Source organism: Pseudomonas sp. Pseusp18 (assembly GCF_059506005.1).
The window spans coordinates 2995799-3020156 of the sequence record NZ_CP169240.1 but is presented as its reverse complement, the minus strand read 5'-3'; the positions used below and the strand labels follow the sequence as shown (position 1 = coordinate 3020156).

16 protein-coding genes are annotated in these 24358 nt (G+C 59.3%); 10 read left to right on the top strand and 6 right to left on the bottom strand.

Annotation, left to right across the window (positions count from 1 at the left end; all coding sequences use genetic code 11):
• The first annotated feature begins 4 nt into the window (after positions 1 to 4).
• From ACEN9A_RS13605 to ACEN9A_RS13590, 4 genes are all read left to right on the top strand, one after another.
• Positions 5 to 3100 carry a multidrug efflux RND transporter permease subunit gene (locus ACEN9A_RS13605; RefSeq protein WP_258674002.1) on the top strand — a complete coding sequence of 1032 codons (3096 nt, stop codon included), beginning with the start codon at positions 5 to 7 and terminating at the stop codon, positions 3098 to 3100.
• A gap of 185 nt (positions 3101 to 3285) precedes the next feature.
• Positions 3286 to 4164 carry a hypothetical protein gene (locus ACEN9A_RS13600; RefSeq protein ID WP_258674000.1) on the top strand — a complete coding sequence of 293 codons (879 nt, stop codon included), beginning with the start codon at positions 3286 to 3288 and terminating at the stop codon, positions 4162 to 4164.
• Positions 4165 to 4261: 97 nt separating this feature from the next.
• Positions 4262 to 4903, top strand: coding sequence for a DUF1345 domain-containing protein (locus ACEN9A_RS13595; RefSeq protein ID WP_258673998.1), 642 nt, complete (start codon positions 4262 to 4264; stop codon positions 4901 to 4903).
• A gap of 198 nt (positions 4904 to 5101) precedes the next feature.
• The gene (locus ACEN9A_RS13590; protein ID WP_258673996.1) at positions 5102 to 5554 is read left to right on the top strand and encodes a hypothetical protein; all 453 of its coding nucleotides are present in this window, start codon (positions 5102 to 5104) and stop codon (positions 5552 to 5554) included.
• Between the two features lie 77 nt (positions 5555 to 5631).
• Here the strand turns inward: ACEN9A_RS13590 and ACEN9A_RS13585 are convergent, their stop codons facing one another.
• Positions 5632 to 7992, bottom strand: coding sequence for an autotransporter outer membrane beta-barrel domain-containing protein (locus ACEN9A_RS13585; protein WP_258673995.1), 2361 nt, complete (start codon positions 7990 to 7992; stop codon positions 5632 to 5634).
• A gap of 339 nt (positions 7993 to 8331) precedes the next feature.
• Positions 8332 to 11418, bottom strand: a complete 3087-nt coding sequence (locus tag ACEN9A_RS13580; RefSeq protein ID WP_258673994.1) for a hypothetical protein — start codon at positions 11416 to 11418, stop codon at positions 8332 to 8334.
• A gap of 239 nt (positions 11419 to 11657) precedes the next feature.
• Between ACEN9A_RS13580 and ACEN9A_RS13575 the strand changes: the two genes are divergently transcribed.
• From ACEN9A_RS13575 to ACEN9A_RS13555, 5 genes are all read left to right on the top strand, one after another.
• Positions 11658 to 12683: a LacI family DNA-binding transcriptional regulator gene (locus ACEN9A_RS13575; RefSeq protein WP_309475241.1), complete on the top strand. Its 1026-nt coding sequence runs from the start codon at positions 11658 to 11660 to the stop codon at positions 12681 to 12683.
• Positions 12684 to 12767: 84 nt separating this feature from the next.
• The gene (locus ACEN9A_RS13570; RefSeq protein ID WP_258673993.1) at positions 12768 to 13550 is read left to right on the top strand and encodes a sugar phosphate isomerase/epimerase family protein; all 783 of its coding nucleotides are present in this window, start codon (positions 12768 to 12770) and stop codon (positions 13548 to 13550) included.
• On the top strand, positions 13543 to 14538 hold the full coding sequence (locus tag ACEN9A_RS13565; protein ID WP_258673992.1) for a sugar kinase: 996 nt from the start codon (positions 13543 to 13545) through the stop codon (positions 14536 to 14538). Before ACEN9A_RS13570 ends, ACEN9A_RS13565 begins: the two co-directional genes overlap by 8 nt.
• Before the next feature lie 45 nt (positions 14539 to 14583).
• Entirely contained in the window at positions 14584 to 15882 is a 1299-nt protein-coding gene (locus ACEN9A_RS13560) for an MFS transporter (RefSeq protein ID WP_019578820.1), read from the top strand.
• A gap of 12 nt (positions 15883 to 15894) precedes the next feature.
• Entirely contained in the window at positions 15895 to 16872 is a 978-nt protein-coding gene (locus ACEN9A_RS13555; RefSeq protein ID WP_019649634.1) for a 2-hydroxyacid dehydrogenase, read from the top strand.
• A gap of 50 nt (positions 16873 to 16922) precedes the next feature.
• On the opposite strand, the gene ACEN9A_RS13550 is transcribed toward ACEN9A_RS13555, so the two are convergent.
• The 4 genes from ACEN9A_RS13550 to ACEN9A_RS13535 form a co-directional block, all read right to left on the bottom strand.
• On the bottom strand, positions 16923 to 18110 hold the full coding sequence (locus tag ACEN9A_RS13550; RefSeq protein ID WP_258673991.1) for a pyridoxal phosphate-dependent aminotransferase: 1188 nt from the start codon (positions 18108 to 18110) through the stop codon (positions 16923 to 16925).
• A 40-nt stretch (positions 18111 to 18150) separates the two neighbouring features.
• Positions 18151 to 19776 (bottom strand): methyl-accepting chemotaxis protein, encoded by a 1626-nt coding sequence (locus tag ACEN9A_RS13545; RefSeq protein WP_258673990.1) that lies wholly within the window; start codon positions 19774 to 19776, stop codon positions 18151 to 18153.
• A gap of 333 nt (positions 19777 to 20109) precedes the next feature.
• Positions 20110 to 21258 carry a glycerate kinase gene (locus tag ACEN9A_RS13540; RefSeq protein WP_258673989.1) on the bottom strand — a complete coding sequence of 383 codons (1149 nt, stop codon included), beginning with the start codon at positions 21256 to 21258 and terminating at the stop codon, positions 20110 to 20112.
• Positions 21259 to 21524: 266 nt separating this feature from the next.
• Positions 21525 to 22655, bottom strand: a complete 1131-nt coding sequence (locus ACEN9A_RS13535; RefSeq protein ID WP_258673988.1) for a sugar diacid recognition domain-containing protein — start codon at positions 22653 to 22655, stop codon at positions 21525 to 21527.
• A 169-nt stretch (positions 22656 to 22824) separates the two neighbouring features.
• Here ACEN9A_RS13535 and ACEN9A_RS13530 point away from each other — a divergent pair, with 169 nt between their 5' ends.
• Entirely contained in the window at positions 22825 to 24135 is a 1311-nt protein-coding gene (locus ACEN9A_RS13530) for an MFS transporter (protein ID WP_258673984.1), read from the top strand.
• The last annotated feature ends 223 nt before the right edge of the window (positions 24136 to 24358 follow it).

The following is a 24358-nucleotide window of genomic DNA, read 5'->3' as shown; positions in this document are numbered from 1 at the left end:
TTTTATGCCGCAGTTCTTTATCGACCGCCCGGTATTCGCCTGGGTAGTTGCCTTGTTCATCCTGCTGGCCGGTGCGTTGGCCATTGGGCAGTTACCGGTGGCGCAGTACCCGAACGTTGCGCCACCGAAAGTCGAAATCTACGCCACCTACCCCGGCGCTTCGGCGCAGACCGTGGACCAAAGCGTGGTCAGCCTGATCGAGGGAGAACTCAACGGCGCTGACCATCTGCTGTACTTCGAATCCCAGAGCAGCCTCGGCAGCGCCACCATCACCGCGACGTTCCAGCCGGGCACCAATCCGGAAATGGCCCAGGTCGATGTGCAAAACCGCCTCAAAGCGGTTGAGTCGCGCCTGCCTCAGGCAGTCACCCAGCAAGGTTTGCAGGTGGAGAAAGTCTCCGCCGGTTTCCTGTTGCTGATCACCCTCACCTCCAGCGACGGCAAGCTCGATGACGTGGCGCTCAGCGATTACCTGGCGCGCAACGTGATGAACGAGATCAAGCGTCTGGACGGCGTCGGCAAGGCCCAGTTGTACGGCGCCGAGCGGGCGATGCGGATCTGGATCGACCCGCAGAAGCTGATCGGCTTCAACCTGACTCCGGCTGACGTCAACGCCGCTATCGTCGCGCAGAACGCTCAGGTTTCCGCGGGCAGCATCGGCGACTTGCCGACCCGTACCACTCAGGAAATCACCGCGACCGTTCTGGTCAAAGGCCAGTTGTCGACACCTGAAGAATTCGCCGACATCGTGCTCAAGGCCAATCCTGACGGCTCCAACGTGCGCATCCGTGATGTAGCGCGGGTCGAGATCGGCAGCCAGGAATATCAGTTCTCCACACGCCTGAACGGCAAACCGTCCACCGCCGTCAGTGTGCAACTGTCACCGGGGGCCAATGCCCTGAGCACCGCAACGCTGGTACGGGCGAAGATGGATGAATTGGCGCGCTATTTCCCGGCTGGCGTCGAATACAAGATCCCTTACGACACTTCGCCCTTCGTCAAAGTCTCGATCACCAAAGTGGTCTATACCCTCGGCGAGGCAATGGTGCTGGTGTTTGCGGTGATGTTTCTGTTCCTGCAGAACATCCGCTACACGCTGATCCCGACGCTGGTGGTGCCGGTGGCGTTGATGGGCACGTTTGCGACCATGCTCGCGCTGGGCTTCTCGATCAACGTGCTGACCATGTTCGGCATGGTGCTGGCCATCGGCATTCTGGTAGACGACGCGATTGTGGTGGTGGAGAACGTCGAACGAATCATGGCCACCGAGGGCCTGTCGCCCAAGGAAGCGACGCGCAAGGCGATGAAGCAGATCACCGGCGCGATCATCGGCATCACCCTGGTGCTGGTGGCGGTGTTCATTCCGATGGCGTTCATGCAGGGCTCGGTCGGGGTGATTTACCAACAGTTCTCGCTGTCCATGGCCACGTCGATCCTGTTCTCGGCGTTCCTCGCCCTGACCTTGACCCCGGCCTTGTGTGCGACGCTGTTGAAGCCGATTGCCAAAGGCGAGCATCACGAAAAAGCGGGATTCTTTGGCTGGTTCAACCGGCGCTTCGAACAACTGACCGAGCGTTATCAGGGCTGGGTCGCCTATGCGTTGAAACGCACCGGTCGTTACCTGTTGATCTATGGCGTGCTGCTGGTCGGCCTGGGACTGTGTTTCAGTCGCCTGCCCTCCTCGTTCCTGCCGGTGGAAGACCAGGGTTACACCATCACCGACATTCAACTGCCACCGGGCGCAAGCAAGAATCGCACGATAAATGTGGTGGAGCAGATCGAAGCGCACAACGCCACCGAACCGGGCGTCGGCGACAGCACAGTGATTCTCGGCTTCAGTTTTTCCGGTAGCGGGCAGAACGCCGCGCTGGCGTTCACCACGCTCAAGGACTGGTCGGACCGGGGCAGCGACGACTCGGCGAGTTCCATCGCCGATCGCGCCAACATCGCGCTGAGCCAGATCAAGGATGCCATGGCTTTCTCGGTGCTGCCGCCGCCGGTCGACGGTCTCGGCACCTCCAGCGGTTTCGAGTTCCGCTTGCAGGACCGTGGCGGCCTCGGCCATGCCACGCTGATGAAAGCGCGCAGCGAATTGCTCGCCGCCGCCGAGAAAAGCCCGATCCTGATGAATGTGCGCGAAAGCGCGCTGGCCGAAGCGCCACAGGTGCAACTGGAAGTCGACCGCAAACAAGCCAACGCCCTGGGCATCTCCTTTGCCGACATCGGCAACGTACTGGCCACCGCCGTGGGTTCGGCCTACATCAACGACTTCCCCAACCAGGGGCGGATGCAACGGGTGGTGGTCCAGGCCGAAGGCGATCAACGCAGCCAGGTCGCCGATCTGCTGAAAATTCACGTACGCAACAACGCTGAAAAAATGGTGCCGCTGTCGGCCTTCGTTCGGGCCAACTGGACTCAGGGCCCGGCGCAATTGACCCGATACAACGGCTACCCGGCCATCAGCATTTCCGGCGAACCTTCGCCCGGTCACAGCACCGGCGAAGCCATGGCGGAAATCGAACGGCTGGTGGCGCAAGGCCCGGCCGGGTTGGGTCAGGAGTGGACCGGGTTGTCGCTGCAGGAGCGTTTGTCTGGCAGCCAGGCACCGATTCTGCTCGGTCTGTCGCTGCTGATTGTGTTCCTGTGCCTGGCGGCGCTGTATGAGAGTTGGTCGATTCCGACTTCGGTGCTGCTGGTGGTGCCGCTGGGTGTACTCGGTGCGGTACTGGCCGTGACGCTACGCGGGATGCCCAATGACGTGTTCTTCAAGGTCGGGCTGATCACCATCATTGGCCTGTCGGCGAAGAACGCGATCCTGATCATCGAGTTCGCCAAGAGCCTGTATGACGAAGGTCATGACCTGATCGATGCCACGCTGCAAGCGGCGCGCCTGCGGTTGCGGCCGATTGTGATGACGTCGCTGGCATTCATCCTTGGCGTGGTGCCGTTGGCGATTGCCACTGGGGCCAGTTCGGCGAGCCAGCAAGCCATTGGCACCGGAGTGATTGGCGGGATGATCACGGCGACATTGGCGGTGGTGTTTGTACCGGTGTTTTTTGTGGTGGTGATGAAGTCGGTGCAGCGCATGGCTAAAGAGTGAATCAAGCCCGACGGGCGACGGCAACTGCCGTCGCTTGCAAAGCAACCATGATGCGTACCAATGATTGTTATAAAGAAAAATTTCTTATACCTGCAATATTTGACAGTATCCGAAACAGCCCTCGATCCATATGCTGAATGCGCTAGCCGTTAATATTTTTCCTCTTAATGGATTCAGGAGCGCATATGAAAGGTGCAATCATTGGCCATGTCACAGCCACCGTAAAAGATGGTCCGGACTATAACAGCAACGAATTCCATCAATTCTACAAAGACCCTTCAGCAGATCAATGGGTTGCACATTCGGCTGATCGCAAAGACCAGGAAAATTCAACTCTCATATCTTTTTTCTTCCCCGACAGCGGCGAAACCTCTTACACGATCAGCGACCCCCCTAGCAATGCGGTTGCGAGTGCATCGTATGCAATCGCCTCTCCGGCGGGTTATAGACCTTTTATCGCAACATCAGGCGAGTTGACCAACATCGAACTCGATCTGGCGAACCAGACTGTAAGTTTTGACTTCCACTTCATCGCAGAGTCCGGAGAGAAAAAAGTTATGGTCAGCGAGGGAAAGTGCCAATATGAAAACATCAGCACCTCCCTTTCGACTGCTACCGGCACTTTCACGGCAGCACTTACAGGTGGCACTTACAATCAATACAATGCCAATCAATTTCTGTTCGAAGCGCGTCCAGCAAATCCGGTTATCGGCCCAAACTTCCCACATTGGCAAGCCTGGTCTCAGACCTATTCCTTTGATGTGCCTAACCGCCCACTGGATACCGTCAAGATCTTGATCGCCCGCGACCTCGGGCCTGGCACTTATGACCTGGCCGAGTTCAAAGAAAAAATCCGCGTAAGTTACGATGAGATTTATCCGGCTGCAGCAGGTTACCCGGCAGAAAGTGGCAAGCTGATTGTAGAGTCAGTCCCTGAAGAGAGCGCAACGCAAGGTGTGTTCAAGGGCCGCCTGGACTTTACCAGTGAGAAAGACTCCAACGGCGTCCGCATTCAGTTTGAAAACGGGGAGTTCACATTCGACAGCACAAACAAGGCGTCCTGACGCATGTGATCTATCTTTGTTTCTCCTGAACGGCAACGCTTGCTGCGTTACTCACACCAGGGCTATGGTGCTGCAAAGCCCCTGACCGTGAGTCTCCATGCCCTTCCTCGCCCGCACCCACCCTCGCCTGTCCGCCGCCACCACCCTTGGCGTCGCGGCAGGCATTCTGGCTCCGGCCGATTCGATCCTCGGCAAAATCCTCATCGGCTGGAACGCCGGGGTCTGGACCTATCTGGCACTGATCATCTGGCTGACCATGCGCTCCAAAGCCGACGACGTGAAACGCATTGCCGAAGTCGAGGACGAAAACGCCGGGCTGGTGCTGTTCACCGTGAGCATGGCGGCACTGGCCAGCCTCGCGGCCATCACCCTCCAACTGGCGGGCAGCAAAGATCTGGACACCTATCACCGGCTGTTGCACTACGGCTTCACCGGCATGACCGTGATCGGCTCGTGGCTGTTGATCGGGGTGATCTTCAGCGTGCATTACGCCCGGTTGTATTACACCTGGGAAGGCAAGGAACCTGCGCTGCGATTTGCCGAAGGGCTGACAACCCCCAATTACTGGGACTTCCTGTACTTCTCGTTCACCATCGGCGTAGCGGTGCAGACGGCGGATGTCGGCGTGGCCACGCGGGAATTGCGCAAGATCGTGCTGGCGCAATCGTTGATCGGGTTTGTGTTCAACACGGCGATATTGGGGTTTTCCATCAACATTGCCGCCGGTTTGTTCAGCTGACGACCGCACCCTGCTCTGCTCAGCCTGGATACCCGCGTTTTGTGCCTGCACGCTGAGGCCCCATTCACAGATTTTGATAGCTGTAACCTGTCAGGTTTGACAGTTTACAACCCGTCAGGAAAGCGCTTCCATGGTCCATCCAGAGTTAGGGTCGGACGGCCTTTGGATACTTCCTTTTAGTGAACGGAGATCCTATTCATGAACGCTGTAATCAAACGAATCAGCTTTGCCGATGGCAACTATGTTACTGCGAAGGCTTACGCCAACACTGGTCCATCCTTCGAGGATTTCAGTGCCACTTCCCGACTGATAGACCATGTAAAAGTCGGTACTGAAAAACTTGGCGCCTTAAAGATTACTGCCGTTGATCGACCCGCTTCGGATACTAAAGCCAAAAGCTATCCAGCACGTGAAATTATCTTCATCCTCCCCGAGGGCTGCCCGGTCGGCACATATGAGATCAAAAGCCGTCCCGATGTTGCACTCAGCTTTAAAGACGACACCGCGGTAAGTGAAGCCATTTCAGGCTATATCGAAATCGAACCGGCTGTCGACAACGCTAACGTCAAAGCCACGTTCAAGGTGGACGTAGAGAATGCCGACGGAACTAAATGTCAGCTCGATGGCAAGCTTCAAGTTTTGAAACAATAATCGCTGTGTAAACCTTATTCAGGACGGGACACACATTCAAAATAAAGGGAAGCCAGCGCTTCCCTTTTTCATTCGCGTCAGAACTTGTAATGCGCCCCCATGTTCACGCCAAAGTCCTTGGTAACGCCATCGCCCTTGCTGGTGTCCAGTTCCGCGTGTAGCTGCCAGCGGTCATTGAGGGTCCAGGATGCTCCGGCGGCAACCTCCAACCGGCTACCGGACAAGTCATTGTTGAATTTATTGTCATTGACGCGCACTTCATTGGTCTTCACGAACTCATGAACGCCAGCAACACGCACATGAGGTTGCAGGACGCTGCCGTCAGACAGCGTCATGCCACGTCCCAGCGTTACACCCGCCTTGCCGAGCATGGAACGAGTGGTGTCGGCGTCGGCCTTCAGGCCATTGTCCAGACTGAAGTCCTTGCCCTGCACGGAGGCTGCCTGCCATTGGGTGAACACCTCTGCGTAATAGCCGTCCTTGAAGGCGATGCGCTTGCCGAACTCGACCGACGCACTGGCTCCCAGATTGTTGTAGTTGCCTTTGGTTTTGGTGTTGTCGCTCAGTGCCACACTGGCTTCATTGCGGAAGTGATTGAGCTTGGCCACCGTATCCAGGTAATAGCCACTATCACCCAGCCAAGTGCCATAAACGCCGAGGGATGTACTGTCGATTTCACCGGAGCTGCCACGGCTCAGATCGAGATCGGATTTGCTGTAACCGGCAAACACACCCAGCAACACGCGCTCGCCCGCGATCTCCACCGGGGTATCGACCCCCATCGACAACCCGTACTGGCGCTGGCTGTAGCCGTTCCCGTAGGCATTGTTGCTGATGCTGTACCGACTGCCGAAAGACCGGACCCATCCGCCGGTTTGCTCGCCATCGTCACGTAGATCGCCCATCCGGTTGTTCAATAGAACCATTTCGCCGTAGATCACCGTAGGCGCCGTCCCGGCAATCGCCAATATCGAGCGGGTCGGTGTGCTGACGACTTCCTTGTCGGGCTGCAAGTACCAGTCATTCCCGTCCTTCACCAGCGTATAGGTGAACGCCCCGACATCGACCCGGTTGTTGACGAGGCTGAACTGCGCGTTTGAAGCAACGCTCTGCACCACCTTGATCGAAGAATCATTGACCGGATCAGGGCCCGAACTGCTAACCAGCAACTGATGATTGCCGGCAGCGCTTGCAGTGATATTCAGCAGATCACTGATGCGCTGGTTGAAATCGGTACCCATCCTGAATGTACCGTTGCCCGCCAGGTTGGCCACGTTCAGTTGAAAATATTCCTGATGGGTGCCTAAACGGACTCCGCCACCATTGCTGAGTGTGAGGTTGTTCACCGACTGGCTGCCGGTCATCTGCCAGAGCGCCTGATTATTGATGGCGAAATTGGCGACGTTGTTCACTTGCCCCGTCAGGCTCGCCCCGTTATCCAGTGTCAAGCCAGAAGCACTGCCCGTCGCAGCGTTGACGTTGCCGGTCATGATGCTCTGGTTGTTGATGGACACGCTGGCGACATTGTCCAGGTTACCGGTCAGTGTCGAACCATTATCAAGCGCGACACTTGAAGCACCCAGCACATTACCGGTCATGCGTGCCTTATTATTCAACACGGCGGTCGTGACGTTTTGCAGGTCCCCGGTCAACGATGCATTGTTCTGCAGCGTGACGTTGGCGGAACTGCCGGAAACCACCGTTACATTACCGGTCAATGCGCTGTTATCCACGAGGAAACCGGCCGAGGCGCCTTGCCTGACTTCCAGCAACGTATTGTTGCCTGAGACCAGGTTCGAGCCATTACGCACTTCGATGTTGGCCACGGTCGGAAAGTTCGGCGCGTTGATGCCGACCACCAACGCCGACCCGGTCTTGCCTTCGACACGGGTACCGTCCAGAACGATGGTGGTTGGAATGACCGTCGATACTTGCGTGTCGGTGCCCACCGTCACGCCATTGAGGCCGCCGGTGATCGTACTTCCGGTGGCCGACAGTGAACCCTCCAGCATCCGAATCCCGAAACTGGTGGCACCAGTCCCTTCAACAGTGGAGTTTTGCAGATTGAGGACACTGAACCGGTTGCCCGCCATACCTCCCTGCAAACCTCGAACGACAGACCCATTGCGCAATGTCACATTCGAACCACCGACGCTGGCGACGTTTCGTACCGCGGAGATGCCGATGCCGGTGTCACTGGTGACGCTCGAGTTGTCCAGGTTGGCGCTGGCGTTGGTCAGGAAAATACCTGAAGTCGTTGCGGCGCTGACGTTTGAGCCAGTCAAGTTGAACACACCACCGGCAGCACTGGTCATCTGCAGTGTTGTGGCATTGGTGGCGTTCAACGTAGCGTTGGTTTGAAGCTGCCAGGTTTCCAGGGGCGTCGTGGCGTCGATGGCTTGAGTGGTGCCCGCCGGAACAGTGGCAGCCTGAGTCATCGATGAATTCATCAGAAAAGGCATCAGGGTTGCTACCCAGAAGCTGATCGATGTTTTCAAATACGGGAATTGCGACTTTGGCAACATAGTTGAGTCCTACTCGATTGCATTCCTTCAGGAATGATTTTCCGACTCAAACGGTGCACGAGCCGGACTAAAGCGGCCGCCAGACTACGGATAACTTCCCCAGGGATATGTAGGATCAATCTCCGCCTTCGTACGATTTATCCCCTTGTCTTGTAAGCTCGTACGGATCTGACTTCGCCTCCTTGGATGAGGACGACAATTGCTGTCGCCCTTATCCTGGGAAGTTTCATTCGAAGCGCTGCTGATCCGCTATCAAGGACGGTTCTGCTCGCAATACACCAGGCTCGAATTCAAGAGCGCCACGGGGACGATGACCTCGGAAGTGATTCCGTTGACCGTATACGCGATGCGCGCAAAACGGGTAGCAGGTCGCTGACCCGGGCCGGGGCTTGGCAGCTGGATCGTCCTGATGGCGTTGTAGTCCCTCAGGTTGAATTCCAGCACTCCGGTCGCTGGCATAGTTTCCGTAGCCATGATCCGAGTGCCGGGAATTGCAGCCCCACCCACCGTGTTGGTGACCCGGCCCTCAAATTCCAGGTTCACTGTTGCGCCTGCAGGGATATTGGGATCGCGCAGGATCCTGATCCGCAGGCCGCGCACCGCGTAAGGCGGCATTGGCCCATTCGGCGCAGAGGGATGATCCAGGCTCGGACAGTTGATGGCGGTCACGGCACGTTCCGGTATCAGGGTCCCGGTGGGAGTTCTGAATGCGGAAACAATGATCTGTGGCGGTGGCAGATTGATCACGATGGCTGTCACGTTGACCGGGGTCACAGGTGTCTGCGTCATCGGGTTCGCGCTGCCAGGGTATTCAATGGTGATGTAGGCTTCTCGCGCCGTTGGACCACTGCCGTTGCCTTCGGCCTGGATCGTGGCCCACGGCAATGGCGTGTCGACCGTCGTCTGGCCAACCTGCACGCCCACCGGGTTACCCACTTGCCTGCCCTGGTAGAAGAACCTCACAATTTCACGCCCTGTCAACGGCCGATTCGGATCCGTCCACAAAGGCCAGGTCATGATGGCGTCGAGGCCTGCCTGTAACGGGCCGAGCGTGTTGGGGGCGGGTGCCGGAGTGCCTGCGCCCTGAATCACCACAGGCGGGATGTTGGGGTTGAGCAGATCTGGCAGGTTCGGTTGCTCAGGCCCGGCGTACGAGAAGTCGAGAACGCAAAATTGCTGCGGCGTCGAAACCGGATTGGTTGGAATCGTAGGGCGACTCAGTTCGTACCAGTACTCACACTGCACGTCACTCTGTCCGTTGGGGTCTCCAAAGACTTGCGCCCAGAAGTCGTATTCAATCACGAACCTCAATGGACCTGGTGTGCCGGCAGCTGGAATTTGCTGTTCAGGCAGATCGTAGACATTACCGTTCGAATCGGAGATGTGCGGAATGATCCGGTCACCCGGAAGCGAGTTGAGCGGGAAATCGATTTCCATCACGACTCTGGAAGGAGGAGGTGCCACCGTCGCAAAAGTGATGGGCGTTTGCCCGTTGGAGCCGGTGACCGGGATCCTTGGCACTTCCAGTATCGGGGCGGCGGCTCTTACCCGACTGAACAGCAACGTGATGGCCGAGTTGTTGCTGATATTTCCTGGCGCATCCTTGAGGTTATAGGAATAAAAATTCGGACCATCATTCAACCCTCGCAGCATGGCCAGAGAGATGTTGATGACCCCGCCAACCGGCAGCGGAAAATCGATGATAGAGACTCCCCTATCGTCGCCCTGCATTCCTGTGAATGTTGTTTGCGTAGAAATATAGAAACTGACGAGATCAAGTAACGCTTCGAATTTTGTATAGCCGGTAGGAATGGTCAAATTGATACCGCCGGCGTTGGCGGGATCCGTCAGCCAGGCGTCGTCAATCCTCAAAGGCAAGCCAGTTTGGCTGATCAACACAGGCCGTGCGCCGGTGCCGTTGCCGGTACCGGGTTGGCGCTGGTAAGGCGCTGTCAGATCGACCTCGAACTCAAGAGGTGGAGCAGATATATCGGAGTTGCCGTTGCCGTCATAAATAATGAATGTCGCGCCGTATTCTGCGTATTCGCCGTTCATATCAAACTTGTCGACCAGTTGGTCGAGTGCAGCTCCAATCACGTTAAAATCGATCGGAAACGTCCAGTCCGCTCCTGGCTGACTGGCTTTCAACAACTCCAAAACCATCCATGTCGGGTCGAATTCTATGGGCGTGACCCCTTTCGGGTGCACGTGAAGTTCGATTCTGTGAGCGCCCACATCCGATTTGTCATCGACATCGGCCAATTGAAATGTGACCCGTCTGTCGACTTTCAGTTGTTGATAGGGAATTCGGCCATCAGGCAACACACCGACAATTGTCGGAGGCAAGGCAAGGACACCACCAGATTTAACCTGCATATTCATGTTCGTATGCTCCATGGATGAGTTAATCGTTGAACCATCAACGTTGTGTCCCAATGAAAAATCTCGCGACTCCTGACTGCATGTTCCTGGGATTGACGTTTTGCCAGCGTTTGTGTGATCTACAACAGTTGAACTTGAGACTCCTTGAGTTATGGGGCCGCAAGGCGGGCTCCCCGATACGCCCCGGTCGATCTTTACCAGGCCCGAGGTCGATCTACCGAGAGCGACACCATTTCGAAAATGCGTGTAATCAGCGAGTGCCGATGCGTTGATGACCATCGGCTTGATATGCTTTTCGTATTTGTCGCTCTCGAGCCTGAAGTCGAAGCCCTGCACTGAGCCGGCTTCCTGCCCCGTCAATGTTTTGCGCAAGCTCAGCGCCGTGCCCGGGATGGCGTTACCGCTGCCGTTAAGGCTGCTGAAGCCTTTCCAGTTCAACTCCAACACATCGTTTGCAAGGAACCGCCCCGGTTGTGCCGGGACACGCACTATCACCGCCACCCACAATGCGGGCGACGATCTGCAATTGAGATAACCCCACAATGTCGCACTCGGAAAAGTCGGCGCCTTCAGGTTGACCGGGACCAGGCGTTTGAGGATGAACACCTGCGGCACCGAGTCATCCCTGTTGTCGTTATCTCCAGACGTCACCCTGTAGGTCAGTGTGATGTCACCTATCAGTTGCAGGAACTGCGAGGGCAAGTGGATTGAGGTCGGAAATACCACCGGGACGGGAAAAAGGTTGTTGTAAAAACGAGTGTCGGACGTTGCCCCAGGCTCTCGAATCCAGATCTCCAGCAAATCACTCTTGCCCGGCTCGAGCGAAGGTGCGGGCCAAGGGGGAATTCGCAGTGTCACGCCATTGAGGTGCGCGTCTGGCGGAAGCACCGTGTCGGCACCGACACCATCAATGCTTAATGGCGCGGCGAGTATTCCGATGGGTGTTGTCGTGCTCATCCGCCGTTCTCCAGAGGCCTTGAAAACCCTTTGCTTCGGGAGAAATTAAACGCAGTAATCGCGATCTCGCCTACTGTCAGATCTGACAGGTTTAACTACCGCTGGTCGGAATACTCCGGTCCTGTCGTCGGGTTCAGATCGTTTCAAGCTTGACGAGCCGATGGGTTATGCGGTTATCTGAAACCGGTTTCAGACCTGCGGTCGCACCTGAATAATTCCAATAAGAAGGCTGTCTATCCGTGAACGACTTCTCCGCCGCCCAACGCAGCCGCGTCACCATGCTCGACGTCGCCGAACACGCCGGCGTCTCCAAGGCCAGCGTCTCGCGCTTCATCGGCGACGACCGCGCCCTGCTCTCCGATGCCACGGCCCTGCGCATCGAGCAGGCGATTGCCGAACTCGGTTACCGCCCTAACCAGATGGCCCGCGGCCTGAAACGTGGGCGCACGCGTCTGATCGGCATGTTGGTGGCCGATATCCGAAACCCTTATTCGATTGCCGTGATGCATGGTGTGGAAACCGCCTGCCGTCGGCACGGCTACAGCCTGGTGGTGTGCAACACCGATCGCGATGACGAGCAGGAGCGTCAGCACCTGGCGTTGCTGCGCTCGTACAACATCGAAGGCTTGATCGTGAACACCCTCGGCCACCACGTGGATGAGTTGCGCGAATTGCAGCGAGAAATGCCCATGGTGCTGGTGGATCGCAAGGTCGAGCAGTTCGATAGCGATCTGGTGGGGCTGGACAATCCCGCCGCCGTCGAGATCGCCGTGGCCCACCTTGAAGAGCGCGGTTATCGCGATGTGCTGATGGTGACGGAGCCGTTTGACGGCACCAGTTCACGGATCGAGCGGGTCAGCAGTTTCAAGGCGCAGATACAGCAACGCCCTGCTTTAACGGGCGTGGTAGTTGAGACTGGCAGCGAACTGACCTCGCAGCTGAAAACCTTCCTGAACACTCCCGGCGCTGGGCCGAAAGCGCTGTTCTGTGCCAATGGTATCGCCGCGCTGGCCGGCACCCATGCGTTGCGTGAGTTGCAGTGCAACCTGTTCGAGGACGTCGGGCTGATCGCCCTGGATGATCTGGATTGGTATCCGTTGGTGGGCAGCGGGATTACCGCCCTCGCCCAGCCGACCGAGGACATTGGCGCGAGTGCGTTTGAGTGCTTGCTCAAGCGTTTGCGTGGGGATGACGGGCCGGTGCGGACCCTGGATTTTCCGGCGAGATTGATCGTGCGTGGGTCGACCCTTGGGCATTTTCGGTGACTGAAAGAACGGCACATCAACCACCGATATTTCTTTGAACATTTTTTTTGAGCAGAAATGAAACCGGTTTCAGAGGTGATAACAATGAACAAACCACCCGTTTCCATCAGCCTGTCCAGCTACGGCGCCGAGCTTGTGCGCCAACGTGGCCAAGGCAGTTTTGTCGAAGTACTGGCCGCTGCCGGTGCCACGCACATCGAATGGCGCGAAGAGCTGCTGACCCTCGAAGACCCGGCGCAATTGGCCGATGCCACGCAATCCCGGGGCCTGGAAAGCGTGTATTCCTCGCCGCTGGAGTTGTGGCTGGCCGGGCAATCGGCGCCCAACCCGGAACTGCTCTCGACCCTGAAACGCGCCGAGGCATTCGGCGCTAAATGGCTGAAGGTCTCCCTGGGTTATTTCACCGACAACAACGACCTGCAAACACTGGCGCTTGTGTTGCAACAGAGCCCGGTTCAGTTGTTGGTGGAAAACGACCAGACCTTGCACGGCGGCCGCATCGAACCGTTCCAGCGTTTCTTCGCCGCCGTCGAACAGCACAACCTGCCGATCAAAATGACCTTCGATATCGGCAACTGGCAATGGCAGGACCAGTCCGCCGCCAGCGCCGCGCGGTTGCTCGGTCGGCACGTCGGCTACGTGCACTGCAAAGCAGTGGCGCGTCGGGTCGACGGCAAACTGGTGGCGCTACCACCGGCGGCCAGTGACTTGCATCTGTGGCAACAATTGCTGCGGCACATGCCCCAAAACGTGATGCGCGCGGTGGAATATCCGCTGCAAGGCGATGACCTGGTGCAACTGACCTCCGAGCACGTCGCCACCCTCGCCCGCCTCGGCCAATCCCGTCTGGAGCCCGCGCATGTCTGAGATCGAGATTCTGTCGTTCGGCGAAACCATGGCGATGTTCGTTGCCGAGCAGAACGGTGAACTGGCCGACGTCGGCCACTTCCACAAGCGCATTGCCGGGGCCGACAGCAACGTTGCCATTGGCCTGTCGCGATTGGGCTTTAACGTCGCCTGGCTGAGCCGGGTGGGCGCCGATTCTCTCGGCCGGTTTGTCATCGATACGCTGAAGAAAGAAGGCCTGGATTGCAGCCACGTCGACATCGACCCGGCGCACCCCACCGGGTTTCAACTCAAATCCCGCACCGATGACGGCAGCGATCCGCTGGTCGAGTATTTCCGTCGCGGTTCGGCGGCCAGTCATTTGTCGGTGCAGTCGATTGCGCCACAACTGCTCAAGGCCCGGCACTTGCACGCCACCGGCATTCCCCCGGCGCTATCCGCGTCGGCCCGGGAAATGTCTTTCGAACTGATGACCCGCATGCGCGATGCCGGACGCAGCGTGTCGTTCGACCCCAACCTGCGCCCGAGCCTGTGGGCCAACGAACAACAGATGATCAGCGAGATCAACCGCCTCGCCGCCCTCGCCCATTGGGTACTGCCGGGTTTGAGCGAAGGACGGTTGCTGACCCGTTTCGAAGACCCCGCCGACATCGCGGCGTTTTACCTCGACCAGGGCGCCGAAGCCGTGGCGATCAAACTTGGCCCGCACGGCGCGTATTACCGCACGCATCTGGATGAAGGTTTCGTTGCAGGCGTACCCGTGGCAACCGTGGTCGATACGGTCGGTGCCGGTGACGGGTTTGCCGTCGGCCTGATCAGCGCCCTGCTGGAGAACTACAGCGTTGCCCAAGCCGTGCAGCGTGCCAACTGGATCGGCAGCCGCGCGGTGCAGAGCCGTGGGGATATGGAGGGGTTGCCCACCCGAGCCGAAATGGATGCCGAATTTGAGGCCGCTGACACTGATCGTTCCGACGCAGAGCGTGGGAACGAGATATCACTGAAGATTTAAACCGTTACCTGCTGCGACAAAAACAACAAGCTCAGGAGCATCACTATGAAAACCGCAACACTGGCCACCCGCCGCTGGTGGTACATCATGCCCATCGTGTTCATTACCTACAGCCTGGCGTATCTGGACCGCGCCAACTACGGGTTTGCCGCCGCCTCCGGGATGGCCAAGGACCTGATGATCACCCCTGGGCTATCTTCACTGCTCGGCGCACTGTTCTTCCTCGGCTATTTCTTCTTCCAGATTCCAGGCGCGATCTACGCCCAGAAGCACAGCGTGAAAAAGCTGATTTTCGTCAGCCTGATTCTCTGGGGCGCCCTGGCGACATTGACCGGGATCGTCTCCAACGCCTACTGGCTGATCGTCATTCGTTTCATGCTCGGGGTGGTTGAAGCTGCGGTGATGCCGGCGATGCTGGTGTACCTGTGCCACTGGTTCACCCGTGCCGAACGCTCGCGCGCCAATACCTTCCTGATCCTCGGCAACCCGGTGACCATGCTCTGGATGTCGGTGGTCTCGGGCTACCTGATCCAGCATTTCAGCTGGCGCTGGATGTTCATCATCGAGGGTTTGCCGGCGGTGTTGTGGGCGTTTATCTGGTGGCGTCTGGCCGATGACCGTCCGGCTCAGGCCAAGTGGCTCAACGACCAGGAAAAGCAGGACCTGGAAAGCGCCCTGGCCGCCGAACAGGTCGGTATCAAAGCGGTGAAAAACTACGCTGAAGCCTTTCGCTCGCCGAAGGTGATCATCCTCGCCTTGCAGTTCTTCTGCTGGAGCATTGGCGTCTACGGTTTCGTGCTGTGGCTGCCATCGATCCTCAAGGCCGGCGCGCAAATGGACATGATCGAAGCCGGCTGGCTGTCGGCGTTGCCCTACTTGGCGGCAGTGATCGGCATGCTGCTGGTGTCCTGGGGCTCGGACAAACTGCAAAAGCGCAAACGCTTCGTCTGGCCACCGCTGCTGATCGCCTCGATCGCGTTCTACGGTTCCTACGCGCTGGGCGCGGAACATTTCTGGTGGTCCTACACCCTGCTGGTGATTGCCGGTGCCTGCATGTACGCCCCGTACGGGCCGTTCTTCGCCATCGTTCCGGAAATCCTCCCGGCCAACGTGGCCGGTGGTGCCATGGCGTTGATCAACAGCATGGGCGCGCTCGGTTCGTTTGGCGGCTCGTATCTGGTCGGTTACCTGAACAGCTCCACCGGATCGCCCGGTGCGTCTTATCTGCTGATGAGCGGCGCGTTGCTGGTGTCGGTGGTGCTGACGATTTTCCTCAAGCCCGGCGCCAGTGACCGGGTCGTGGCCAAAGCCGCCGCGCCCCGGCCGGTGGCGGCTCATTCCTGAATGGATGTTGATATGAAAAAGCAGGTTGTGCTGTACAAGAAACTCTCGCCGCTGCTGATGGCGCGCTTGCATGAGCAGACCGAGGTGACGCTGATCGACAGCCTCGACGCCGAAGGCCTGGCCAAGCTGCGCCAGGCCCTGCCCCGCGCCCAAGGGTTGCTTGGCGCCAGTCTGAAACTGGACGCCGGGTTGCTGGACCTTGCGCCAAACCTGGAAGCGATTGCCAGCGTGTCCGTCGGCGTCGACAACTACGACATCGACTACCTGACCGAGCGGCGGATCCTGCTCAGCAACACCCCCGATGTGTTGACCGAGACCACCGCCGACACCGGTTTCGCGCTGATCCTGGCCACCGCCCGACGCGTGGTGGAACTGGCGAACATGGTTCGCGCCGGCCAGTGGAACCGCAACATTGGCCCGGCGCATTTCGGCAGCGATGTGCATGGCAAGACGCTGGGCATCATCGGCATGGGGCGGATTGGCGAGGCGTTGGCGCAGCGTGGGCATTTCGGTTTTGGCATGCCGGTTGTGTATCACAGCCATTCGCCGAAACCGGCGGTGGAGCAGCGCTTCAATGCGCAATACCGCAGCCTGACCGAGTTGTTGCAGCAGGCCGATTTCATTTGCCTGACCTTGCCGCTGACCGCTGAAACCGAAAAGCTGATCGGCGCCAGGGAGTTCGCCTTGATGCGCCCGCAGAGCATCTTCATCAATATTTCGCGGGGTAAGGTGGTGGACGAAGCGGCGTTGATCGAGGCGTTGCAGCAGAACCGGATTCGCGCTGCCGGGCTGGATGTGTTCGAGCGCGAACCGCTGCGCCATGACTCGCCGCTGTTGCAGTTGAACAACGTGGTGGCGACGCCGCATATCGGCTCGGCGACCCATGAGACGCGGGAGGCTATGGCGACTTGTGCGGTCGAAAATTTGTTGGCGGCGTTGGCGGGAGATCGGCCGGTGAATCTGGTGAATACCGGAGCGTGGAAGGGTTAAGGGATTGATCGTTCCCATGCTCGCGTGGGAACGATCATGAAATGGCTCGATCAGGCCCGTCGCATCTGCAGCAAATCCGCCGCACAGGACGCAATTCGCCGACACGCTTCCGCCAGCTTCACCTGGTCCACCACCAGCCCGATGCGTATGTGCCCCGCCGCACTCGGCCCGAAGGCTTCGCCGGCCAGCACCGACACGCCATAACCTTCCAGCAGCCGCTCGGCAAAATCCTGGGCGCCGAGCCCGGTCTGGCGCACATCGAGCATCACAAACATCCCGCCATCGGGCTTGATCGGCCGGATACCGGGGCAACCGCTCAACCTCGCGCACACAAGATCGCGTCGCTGGCGATACTCCTCACGCATCAGCGCCACTTCCGGCAAGTCCCTATCAAGTGCTGCCTGCGCGGCTTTCTGGACGAAATCCGGAATGCCGAACAGCATGCACAACGACAGATGCATCACATGATCGGCCAGAGGTTTCGGGCCGATCATCCAGCCTACCCGCCAGCCAGTCATGGCATGGGATTTGGACAAGCTGTTAAGGGTCGCCGTGCGCTCGGCCATGCCCGGCAAACTGGCCGGGCTGATGTGCTCGCCCTCATACAACAGGTCGCTGTAGACCTCATCGCTGATCAGCCAGAGGTCATGTTGCACACACAGCGCCGCCAGTTCCTGCCAGCTTTTCAAGGAAAGGCTGGCGCCGGAGGGATTGTTCGGACTGTTGAGCAGAATGACCCGGGTTTTAGCGGTGATCAGCGCCGCGACGTCCGCCGGCTCGACCCGAAAGCCATTCTCCGGGCGCACCGCCACCGGCACCACACTTGCACCGCAAGCGCCGAACACACCTTCATAGGTCACATACATCGGTTCGGCGATGATCACTTCGTCACCCGGGTCGAGCAGGCACTGGGCAACCGAATACACCGCGCACTGCGCGCCGGGCAACACGATCACATGATCGGCATCCACCTCCTGGCCGCAGCGCTGCTGGTGACGGCTGGCGATGCTGCTGCGCAGCGTGCGGCTGCCGCGTACATCCGAATAATGGGTGTCGCCGGCCAGCAGGCTGTCGATCGCCGCGTGGACGATCGGCAACGGCGTATCGAAATCCGGGTCGCCGACCGACAGCAACAGCACGTCGACGCCCTGCTCGCGCAATTCCAGCGCTCGATCGTGAATCTTCCAGGCTGCCGCTCCATCACCGTCGATTCGTTGGGTCAAGGCTGAATAGCGCATGTACTTCTCCTAACGCGCGAGTTCCAGTTTCAACCCTATCTCAAATCACGAAACGCGCCACCATTGCGTTCAAATCTACCGCCAGTCGTGACAGTTCATGGGTGGCGGCGCTGGTCTGGTTGGCACCGGCCGCCGACTGGGTGGCCAGGTCGCGGATGTTCACCAGGTTGCGGTCGACTTCACGGGACACCTGGGCCTGTTCTTCCGAGGCGCTGGCGATCACCAGGTTGCGTTCATTGATCAGCTGAATCGATGAAGTGATCTGTTCCAGGGCGACACCCGCCGCACGGGCCATTTCCAGGGTGCTTTGGGTGCGCTGATTGCTTTGCTGCATCGAGGAGACCGCTTCACCGGTGCCGTTCTGAATGCCGGCGACCATTTTCTCGATTTCCTGGGTCGATTGCGCGGTGCGATGGGCCAACGCCCGGACCTCGTCCGCCACCACCGCAAAGCCACGTCCGGCCTCCCCGGCACGGGCGGCTTCGATGGCGGCGTTGAGGGCCAGCAGATTGGTCTGCTCGGCAATGGCGCGGATCACGTCCAGCACTTTGCCGATGTCGCGGCCCTGAGTGGCCAGCCCTTCGATCATCAGTGCAGTGTTTTGCACGTCATGGGTCATGGTCTGGATCGCGTCGACGGTTTCCACCACTCGGTCACGACCTTCACGGGCGGCCTGGGTCGACTGGTTCGAGGCTTCGGACGTCGACACTGCGTTGCGCGCCACTTCTTCCACGGCGGCGGTCATTTCGTTGACGGCGGTGGCGGCTTGTTCGATCTCGTTGTTTTGTTGTTGCAGGCCACGGGACGCTTCCTGGGTCACGGTGCTGAGCTCTTCGGCGGCTGCGCCCAGTTGCGTCGCGGAGCCGGCGATCTGTTCGATGGTCTTGCGCAGGTTCGTCTGCATGGTGGCCAAGGCGCCGAGTAAACGCGCCGGTTCGTCGTTGCCGTCGACTTCGATGACCTTGCTCAGGTTGCCGCTGGCAATGGTTTCGGCCGCAAGCACCGCACGGTTCAGCGGCGTGATGATACTGCGGGTCAACAGCCAGGCCAGCAGCACGGTCATCAGGGCAGCGACCGCCGAGACCACGATGATGCCATTGGTGGCAAAGGCAAACTGCTCTTTGGCCTCGGCATCGGCCGCAGTCGCGCCAGCCTTGTTGATGGCAATCAACTTGTTCAACTGCTCGCCCATCTGATCGGTACCGTCCTTGATCCGGGTGTTGATCAGGTTGAGCATTTCATCCAGTTTGTTCTGCCGCGAAAGCTCCATCATCTCGCGCACCGCTTGCAGGTATTTGTCCAGCGTGGCCGAGAATGTCTTGAATAACGCCGCTTCCTCATCGCCGGCCGGCAATGCCGCATAACCAGCCTGTGCCTGCTTGACCTTGTCCACCAGTACCCCGATCCGGGTTTCTGCTTCTTGCAGGCTCGCGGGCTCACGGTTCACCAGAACCCGGAACGAGAGAATCCGCAGACGCAGCACGTTTTCGGTCATGACACCCAAGAAGCCGACGCTGGGAAGCTGATTGCTTTCCATATCCACAGAGGCCTGTCGGATGATCGACATGCGATTCGCCGCAAACACACCCAACACAATGACCAGCAGGGCAATGAAGGCGAAACCGAGGAAAGCTCGAGGCGCGATTTTCAGATTACGCAGGGACATAGGATGATCTCGGTAATTGAGGCGGCGAGCATCCTTGCCGTAATCACTGGCGGGCGGGCGATGGCGCGCACCTTTCAGTTTGGCGCCACTGTTGTAATAGGTTTGTGTACGCCTATTGGCTGTATCGGCCGGGGTTTAGGATTTTTGCAGGGGGCTGGAGAAATATTTTTCAAACGTGTAGCAGCTGCCGAGCCTGCGAGGCTGCGTTCGGCGGCGAAGCCGTCGTAGATCCTGCAAGCAAGGTTTCCCTGAAACACCGCGTCGCATGATTTCACGACGGTTTCACCGCCGAACGCAGCCTCGCAGGCTCGGCAGCTGCTACTGGGAATGGTGTCAGTTCTGGATTTTGCGGGCGGCCACCCGCCAAACCCGCGCGATATCACTGGCGCGCTCACGCAACAATCGCGGCGCCTCGGCGCAGGCCTGTTCCAGGGTCATTGGCCCGCTCGCCAATGCAAACGCCGCATCGATGCCATGCTCGTACAGAGCCTGATACCCCTCGCCCAAGGTGCCGGCGATGACGATGACCGGCACGCCCTGCTGCCGTGCAATGCGCGCCACGCCAAACGGGGTTTTGCCGCGCAATGTCTGCGCATCGAAACGACCTTCGCCGGTGATTACCAGGTCGGCACCTTTAACCGCCTCGGCCAGCCCCACCAGTTCGGCGACCACTTCCACACCGGCCTGGAATTGCGCGCCGAGAAACGCCTTCGCGGCAAACCCCAGACCACCCGCCGCGCCGCTGCCCGGTTCATCGCGCACATCTTTGTCCAGAGCTTGCGCGCAGAGCTCGGCAAAGTGCCCGAGAGCGAGGTCCAGTTGCTGGACTTGCTCGGGCGACGCGCCTTTCTGCGGGCCGAAAATCGCTGACGCACCCTGCGGGCCGCACAACGGATTATTGACGTCGGCGGCGATGTCGAAGCGCACTGCGGCCAGACGCGGGTCAATGTCGCTCAGATCGAGACGGGCCAGTTGCGCCAGCGCCAGACCACCCGGCGCCACGGTTTGGCCCTGAGCATCCAGCAGCTTCACGCCCAAGGCCTGCATCGCCCCGGCACCGCCGTCGTTGGTGGCGCTGCCGCCAATCGCCAGAATCACCCGTTGCGCCCCGGCATCCAACGCAGCGCGGATCAATTCGCCGGTGCCGAAAGTGCTGCTGGTGCAGGCATCGCGCAGGTTCGGCGGGACCAGTTGCAGGCCACTGGCCTCGGCCATTTCGATGATCGCGGTATGACTCTGCGGCAACCAGCCCCAAGCAGCATCGACCGTGGCGCCCAACGGCCCGCGAACAGGGGTGCGGCGCAGTTCTCCGGCGCACGCGGCCAGAATCGACTCGACCGTGCCTTCGCCACCATCAGCCATCGGGCACTTGAGCAATTGTGCGTCTGGCCAGACCTGCGCCAACCCCAGCGCGATGGCGTCGGCCACACCCTGGGCACTCAGGCTGTCCTTGAACGAATCGGGGGCAATGACGATTTTCATGCGAATTCTCCAGTTCCAATGCGTCCATGCTGCCAGCAGGCCTGAACAATAACGCCGGTCCGCTGCACAAGCGGTCGTGAGGATTATTGTTCAATTTCACAAAATCCTTGCCCGCAGTGTTCGTCGTAGCAGCTGCCGAGCCTGCGAGGCTGCGTTCGGCGGCGCAGCCGTCGTGAAATCATGCGGCGCGGTGTGTCAGGTAAACCGTATTGATAGAATTTACGACGGCTTCGCCGCCGAACGCAGCCTCGCTAGCTCGGCAGCTGCTACGGGACGGTGGTCGGCAGTTCGGTTTGGGGCAGGAGCTGGACACCAAGGTACAGCGCGAGCATTCCGTCCAGTTTCAGCGGGTCGACGCCGCTGAGTTCGGCGATCCGCTCCATGCGATAACGCAAACTGTTGCGGTGGATGCCCAGGGCATCGGCGCAAGCCTGGCTCTGGCCGTCGTGTTCGCACCAACTGCGCAGGGTCGCCAGCAGTTGGCCGTTGCCATCCTTGGCGATGACTTTGTGCAATGGCCGCAGCAGTTCATCCAGCGCATCGTCGTCGCGGTGCCGCCAGAGCATCACCGGCAGCCGATAACGGTTCAGGATCAACAAGCGCGAATGCGGCAACACATCGCGCCCGTAGGCCAGCAAATCGCCGACCCGTCGATAGCAGCGACGCAACCCCGACAAGCCATCGGCCTGCCCGCCCACGGCGATGCGCAAAATGTTCCAGCCCAGGCCATCGAGCTTTTCCAGCAATCGTTCGTTCTCGACCGCAGGCGTCGCCGGGCGGCACCAGAGCAATGAAGATTTGGCCGAACTCACGCACCAACTGTCCGGATAGCGCGACATCAACCAGGCGCTGAGCGCTTCGACGGTCTGGCTCGGGCCGTGTTCGATGCCCAACTCGAACAGATACGGCACCCGCGTCAGCTGCGGCTTGAGCCCCAGTTGCTGCGCTTCGTCCAGCAACCGCGGCGAATCCCCCGCTTCGCTCAGCAGCAACGCCAGTAGATCGTCGCACCGCTGGCGCCGCCATTGCTGCTCGGCCTGCTGATTGCGCTGGCCCACCAGCATCTCGGCGGTCATGCGGACCAGTTCGGCGTAAGTGCGCAATTGCTCCGGCTCGCCGGTGATGCCCAGCACACCAATCAAACGCTGATCGAGCAACAGCGGCAGGTTAATGCCCGGTTGCACGCCCTTGAGATGGATCGCCGTTTGCGCGTCGATCTCCACCACGCGCCCGTTGGCCAGCACCAGTTGCGCGCCTTCGTGACGGGTGTTGATGCGCTCCGGCTCACCGCTGCCGAGAATCAGCCCCTGACTGTCCATGACATTGACGTTGTAGGGCAGGATGGCCATCGCCCGGTCGACGATGTCCTGGGCCAGGTCGTGATCGAGTTCGAACATAGCGGGGATCCTTGAAAACGTGATGGAACGGGTTGTTCAGCCGCACAGGCGTTGGTCGCAAACCCTGTGCTCAGGCACAAAGACAACCACCCAAGGGGTGGCCGAGACTCACCGGGCGATCAACGTTACCCTTGCGTCGCAAAAAATCATAATAAAGAGAGAGCCCGCCATGTCACAGAGCGCCACAGCTACCCTGGCCAACGCTGACGACAAGAACGCCGTCTACAAACGCATTACCCTGCGTTTGATCCCCTTCATCTTCATCTGCTACCTGTTCAACTACCTCGACCGGGTGAACGTCGGGTTTGCCAAACTGCAGATGCTCGACGCGCTGAAATTCAGCGAAACCGTGTACGGCCTCGGTGCCGGGATTTTCTTCATCGGCTACGTCCTGTGCGGCGTACCGAGCAACCTGGCCCTGACCAAGTTCGGCCCACGACGCTGGATCGCGTTGATGATGATGACTTGGGGCACGCTCTCGACGTGCCTGCTGTTCGTCTCCACCCCGACCGAGTTCTACACCCTGCGCCTGTTCACCGGCGCCGCCGAAGCCGGGTTCTTCCCGGGCGTGGTGCTTTACCTCTCGCAGTGGTTCCCGACGTTCCGCCGTGGCCGCATCATGGCGCTGTTCATGTCGGCAATCCCGGTATCGGGCCTGCTGGGCAGCCCGTTTTCCGGCTGGATCCTCAACCACTTCGGCGCAGCCCAGGCCGGTTTGGCCGGCTGGCAGTGGATGTTCCTGCTGCAAGGCATCCCGACCGTGATTCTCGGTGCCCTCGCCTATTTCCTGCTCAGCGACAGTTACGCCAACGCCAAGTGGCTGACCCCGTACGAACGTTCGGTGCTTGAGGCCGACCACGCAGAAGACCTGGCCAGCAAGCCGAAAACCACCACCGACTCCTTGCGGGCAGTGTTCAAGAACCCGGCGATCTGGGCCTTTGGATTGATCTACTTCTGCATCCAGAGCGGTGTTTACGCGATTAACTTCTGGCTGCCGTCGATCATCAAGAACCTGGGTTTCAGCGATAACCTGGTGATCGGCTGGCTCAGCGCGATTCCGTACTTGCTGGCGGCGGTGTTCATGTTGATGGTCGGTCGCTCGGCCGACCTGCGCAAAGAACGCCGCTGGCACCTGGTGGTGCCGATGCTGATGGGTGCAGTCGGCCTGTTGATCGCCGTGAACTTCGCGACCACCCCAGCCATTGCAATCCTCGGCCTGACCCTCGCCACCATGGGCGCCCTCACCGGTTTGCCGATGTTCTGGCCGGTGCCAACGGCGATGCTCAGCGCCGGTGCGGCTGCCGGTGGTTTGGCGTTGATCAACTCGATGGGGCAGATGGCGGGTTTCCTCAGCCCGTATCTGGTGGGTTGGGTCAAGGACAGCACCGGGTCCACCGATGCGGCGTTATACCTGCTGGCGGGCGTGATTGTGTGCGGCAGTTTGCTGGCGTTGCGCATGACCCGGACGTTGCGGGTTTAAGGTGCAGTGAAAACAAAAACGGCCCTCTCGGGCCGTTTCTCATTCCATGCATTCGCAATTGCTTTTGTGGCGAGGGAGCTTGCTCCCGCTGGGTTGCGTAGCGACCCCAAAACCATTCATCCCGGTTACATCAGATAAACCGCATTCGCTGGTATTACGACTGCTGCGCAGCCGAGCGGGAGCAAGCTCCCTCGCCACAATAAGTGCTCTCACCACAGACTTT

What these genes read in the sequence shown, in the direction of transcription:
- ACEN9A_RS13540 (WP_258673989.1), bottom strand. Translation starts at nt 21,258, where the DNA reads ATGAAAATCGTCATTGCCCCCGATTCGTTCAAGGACAGCCTGAGTGCC.
- ACEN9A_RS13535 (WP_258673988.1), bottom strand. Translation starts at nt 22,655, where the DNA reads ATGTTCGAACTCGATCACGACCTGGCCCAGGACATCGTCGACCGGGCG.
- ACEN9A_RS13570 (WP_258673993.1), top strand. Translation starts at nt 12,768, where the DNA reads ATGAACAAACCACCCGTTTCCATCAGCCTGTCCAGCTACGGCGCCGAG.
- ACEN9A_RS13600 (WP_258674000.1), top strand. Translation starts at nt 3,286, where the DNA reads ATGAAAGGTGCAATCATTGGCCATGTCACAGCCACCGTAAAAGATGGT.
- ACEN9A_RS13530 (WP_258673984.1), top strand. Translation starts at nt 22,825, where the DNA reads ATGTCACAGAGCGCCACAGCTACCCTGGCCAACGCTGACGACAAGAAC.
- ACEN9A_RS13555 (WP_019649634.1), top strand. Translation starts at nt 15,895, where the DNA reads ATGAAAAAGCAGGTTGTGCTGTACAAGAAACTCTCGCCGCTGCTGATG.
- ACEN9A_RS13595 (WP_258673998.1), top strand. Translation starts at nt 4,262, where the DNA reads ATGCCCTTCCTCGCCCGCACCCACCCTCGCCTGTCCGCCGCCACCACC.
- ACEN9A_RS13560 (WP_019578820.1), top strand. Translation starts at nt 14,584, where the DNA reads ATGAAAACCGCAACACTGGCCACCCGCCGCTGGTGGTACATCATGCCC.
- ACEN9A_RS13565 (WP_258673992.1), top strand. Translation starts at nt 13,543, where the DNA reads ATGTCTGAGATCGAGATTCTGTCGTTCGGCGAAACCATGGCGATGTTC.
- ACEN9A_RS13550 (WP_258673991.1), bottom strand. Translation starts at nt 18,110, where the DNA reads ATGCGCTATTCAGCCTTGACCCAACGAATCGACGGTGATGGAGCGGCA.
- ACEN9A_RS13590 (WP_258673996.1), top strand. Translation starts at nt 5,102, where the DNA reads ATGAACGCTGTAATCAAACGAATCAGCTTTGCCGATGGCAACTATGTT.
- ACEN9A_RS13580 (WP_258673994.1), bottom strand. Translation starts at nt 11,418, where the DNA reads ATGAGCACGACAACACCCATCGGAATACTCGCCGCGCCATTAAGCATT.
- ACEN9A_RS13545 (WP_258673990.1), bottom strand. Translation starts at nt 19,776, where the DNA reads ATGTCCCTGCGTAATCTGAAAATCGCGCCTCGAGCTTTCCTCGGTTTC.
- ACEN9A_RS13605 (WP_258674002.1), top strand. Translation starts at nt 5, where the DNA reads ATGCCGCAGTTCTTTATCGACCGCCCGGTATTCGCCTGGGTAGTTGCC.
- ACEN9A_RS13585 (WP_258673995.1), bottom strand. Translation starts at nt 7,992, where the DNA reads ATGACTCAGGCTGCCACTGTTCCGGCGGGCACCACTCAAGCCATCGAC.